Genomic DNA, 3,395 nt, shown 5'->3' on the forward strand with positions numbered 1-3,395 from the left:
CTATTGAATATGCTTTCATTGGTGTATTTTTTAATCTATTTTTATTGTACCTCATAACACCCGGAAGTGCTGTAGATTGTGTATGGCAATTGAGCGGGAGAGGGGGAGAAGGGGAGAGGGGGAGAGAATTTGACAATTTTTGATTGTCATCAAAATCTACAATTTAAATGCACAACAGCTTATCCGGCATAGGGCATATCTCACCACCATTGAGAACCGCTATATGAGACAAAATTGCATACATCTGCGATCGATAGCGAGACTGCAGATGCAAGACTGATGCAGCGTAGAAGACAGCAGATGTATGCAATAGAATAGATAAGTATCGTGTCCGGTCGATTATCATAATAAAAACGGTTAGTAGTGCGGAATTAAGTCCGCAATACGAATCGGTATCAACTTAATTATTGCTTGCAGGAGGAGTTTTTAGGATCGATTTAGTTTCCTCAATACTTTGTCAAACCTATTTTTATGAATCTATAAGATCAATTTCGGTTGCACCGTCAGGTGATTGTTGACTGTTGACTATTGACTGTTGATTGCTGACTGTTGACTGGCGGGTGGAAAAACTGAATGGTTGAGTATTGACTGTTGACTCGATTTTATTATTCCGATGCAGCCGAGAACGATATAAAAGCTGCCTTTAAAAATTAGTTTAATGGCGATCGGGCGCAGCTTTTGTACTCTAGGTTACAAACAAATAAGGTGCGCGGGGCGCACCCTAGGTTAAATTTAAAACAGTGATGTTTAGTTTCGATCGGTTAGTTAAAATCTTCTAGTTGGTCTACGCGCAGCCAAATATTCGGGGTGGGGACTTTGCCGAATTTGACGAAGGCGTAGTCGCCGCGAACATCCATTACTTCGCCTTTTGTTTCAAATAGATAGGAGGAAAAGCGCGGATCGCTGGCTTTGGCTTCTAGGCTGTTTTCCAATTTTTTGCGAATTGCGCGGACTGTGCTACCTTTTTTGATTGCCATAACTTGCTCTGTTTAGTTGATCGAAGTATTTAAATTTTAATGCCGATTTGGCTTTAATACCAGTTGATTGAGTTGAGTCGGCGGTTGAAACCGCAACTACACGAACGAAGTCTGCGAAGGCAGACTGAAGAGTCGGAAGCTGAGATTTGGTATATCGATCGAATCTGATACAAAATCTGTTGCCGAAATTATTATTTCTGGCACGCGGGGCAAAAATGAGTCGATCGCCCTGCTAATTTTATCTTTTCAATGGTTATAGAGCAAGTGCGGCAGGGTTGACCCGATCTATTGTACACCCAAGCGACACCGCCGTAGTTGCCGTTTACACCTTGGACGTTGAGAAAATTACTGAAAGTGGTGCCGCCGGAGGCGATCGCCTGCTGTAAAACTTGAATAATAGCTGTATGGATGCGCTCAATTTGCTCTGCTGTCAAATCGGCGCACAGAGTTGTCGGCATCACTCCCGACAAGAACAAAGTTTCATCTGCGTAAATATTGCCCAAACCCGCTACCAGTGACTGGTCTAGCAATGCTGTTTTAATTGGTCGCGCCCGTCGGTGCAGCTTGCGGGCGAAATATTCTGTGGTAAATTCCTCTGAAAACGGTTCCGGGCCTAGGAGTTTCAGGCCGGTAACTGTGCTTTCCACTTCTGTTTCTGCGGGCACGTACCACATTTGCCCGAAGGTGCGCTGGTCTACAAACCGCAGTTCTCGGTTTCCTTCAAAAAATAGCCGGACTCGCGCGTGTTTTGGCAGGGGTTCGGATTCGTTCACCCACAGCAATTGTCCGGTCATCCGCAGGTGAACCCCCAACCAGCCAGCTTTTGAGGGATGGAAGAAGGAAGAGGGAAGAGGGGAGAGGGAGGAAGGAAGAGTGGAAGAACTTGGAGTTTGAGCCGTAAATTCTCCCCCTTTCCCTTTCTCTCTTTCTCCTTCTGGGAATTGAGATAGTTCTGCCAGGAGGTATTTGCCGCGCCGATACCAAGATGCGATCGACTTTCCTTTGAGTTTTGTCAAAAAATCGGTCGCAGAGATTGAGCGGGCGATCGAGCTATTTAACAGCACGTCTCCGCCCAAAATTTCTCGATCGAGGGTAAGTTGGTTCAAACCCCGGCAAATAGTTTCAACTTCTGGCAGTTCTGGCACAATTAGCGTTGTTCTGTTCCTTGATTTGGCGAACCTTCGACGCTGCCGGGAACTTCTGCACCAGGCTTGCTGCCGGTCGAAGTTTTCGGCTGCTGGGGGGTTGCTCCGCTGCCTGTTTTGCGGGTTTTCGGCTCTACGGTGGTTTGCTTGCCGCCGGAAGCTGCTGGAGTGGCTGTTTTGGCTTTTGCTTTGGGTGCGGCCACTTCCACTACTTCGCTTTGGGCGAAGTTGTTGGTGTTGACGCCTGCATAATTTACGGTGTTAAAGCGAACGATAACAGGGTATTTAATGCCGCTTTGGTCTACCGTAGCAACGGTGCCCACTTCTTGATACCAGAAGGATTCTTTGCGAAGAATCCGGACTGTCGAACCGCGTTGAACCATGAGCTTTGTTTCCTTTGCGATGAATAAACGGATAAAGCCATTTTTTTTACTCTAGTCGATCGCGCGCCGCATTTAAAGTCTGTAACGAAATTCTTGCCTGGGGCTCTGTTTTTTCGTTGCTACTTTGTAAAGAAAAGTAAATTTTTTTGTGGGCGATCGCTAGAGTTAAAAAATTAATAAACAGATATTATCCGTCAAAAAAAAGCAGGGCGATCGGATCTATAAAAAAGTTTACAAATCGGATTTTGTGGGGTGGTGGAGGGAACAGAACCCGGAGACCCCCCGAACCAAGAGGGCGGGGACGGGGGCACTGCCCCTACAAGGGTGGACTAGAAGCATTCTCAAAGTCCCCCTTCTTAAGGGGGGTTAGGCAGGGTGGATTAATTGTCGAGAGGCCTTCATCAAGGCTATGAAGGCTATTGACCAACTTTATGCGAGGCATTTAACAGGTTTATCTTGACCAGATAAATCAAAAAGCAACTCACTCAAATCTTCTATTTGATTAGCCATTAATCTTAAAGCTTCAGGAAAAGTATGAGTACCTTTCATTCGAGCCAATGACACTAAAAATTGCCTGACCCTTGCCCAATTAGCAGGTGCCTTGCCACCGCGACGAATATCGTTATCCTCGTTTAACGTCACATCTTTAACCCCATGCAGTCGATCCTCAATTAACCAGTGCCCACGAATAGCCTCGGCAAATTGACTCGCAGACCAATCCAGACTACTTAAATAATAGTGTACTTCATCGAAATTAATCAGGTGACGACGACTTTTTTTTCCCTCCCTCCCATCTGGTTCCATATCTCCTGACCACAATTATGTGTTTTGCACTCCTCCAAAGGGGTAATAATTGAGGTGGAATTGGATAAATCTTGGTGTGGCGAGTT

Annotated in this window: 4 protein-coding genes; all 4 read right to left on the reverse strand. The window is 45.7% G+C overall.

Features of this window, described 5'->3' with window-relative positions; all coding sequences use genetic code 11:
• Positions 1-761 precede the first annotated feature (761 nt).
• The 4 genes from QUA01_RS27200 to QUA01_RS27590 all read right to left on the reverse strand — a co-directional run bounded on the left by QUA01_RS27200 (position 762) and on the right by QUA01_RS27590 (position 3,309).
• A complete protein-coding gene (locus tag QUA01_RS27200; protein ID WP_333093621.1) occupies positions 762-977 on the reverse strand; it encodes an NAD(P)H-quinone oxidoreductase subunit O in 216 nt (71 codons plus the stop codon).
• A gap of 191 nt (positions 978-1,168) precedes the next feature.
• Positions 1,169-2,122, reverse strand: a complete 954-nt coding sequence (locus QUA01_RS27205) for a DNA-formamidopyrimidine glycosylase (protein ID WP_333093622.1) — start codon at positions 2,120-2,122, stop codon at positions 1,169-1,171.
• A gap of 2 nt (positions 2,123-2,124) precedes the next feature.
• The gene (locus tag QUA01_RS27210; RefSeq protein ID WP_333093623.1) at positions 2,125-2,505 is read right to left on the reverse strand and encodes a photosystem I reaction center subunit IV; all 381 of its coding nucleotides are present in this window, start codon (positions 2,503-2,505) and stop codon (positions 2,125-2,127) included.
• Positions 2,506-2,934: 429 nt separating this feature from the next.
• On the reverse strand, positions 2,935-3,309 hold the full coding sequence (locus tag QUA01_RS27590) for a hypothetical protein (RefSeq protein ID WP_442922031.1): 375 nt from the start codon (positions 3,307-3,309) through the stop codon (positions 2,935-2,937).
• Between the last annotated feature and the right edge of the window lie 86 nt (positions 3,310-3,395).

This window comes from Microcoleus sp. S36a_B3 (assembly GCF_036700745.1).
GTDB lineage: Bacteria > Cyanobacteriota > Cyanobacteriia > Cyanobacteriales > Microcoleaceae > Microcoleus.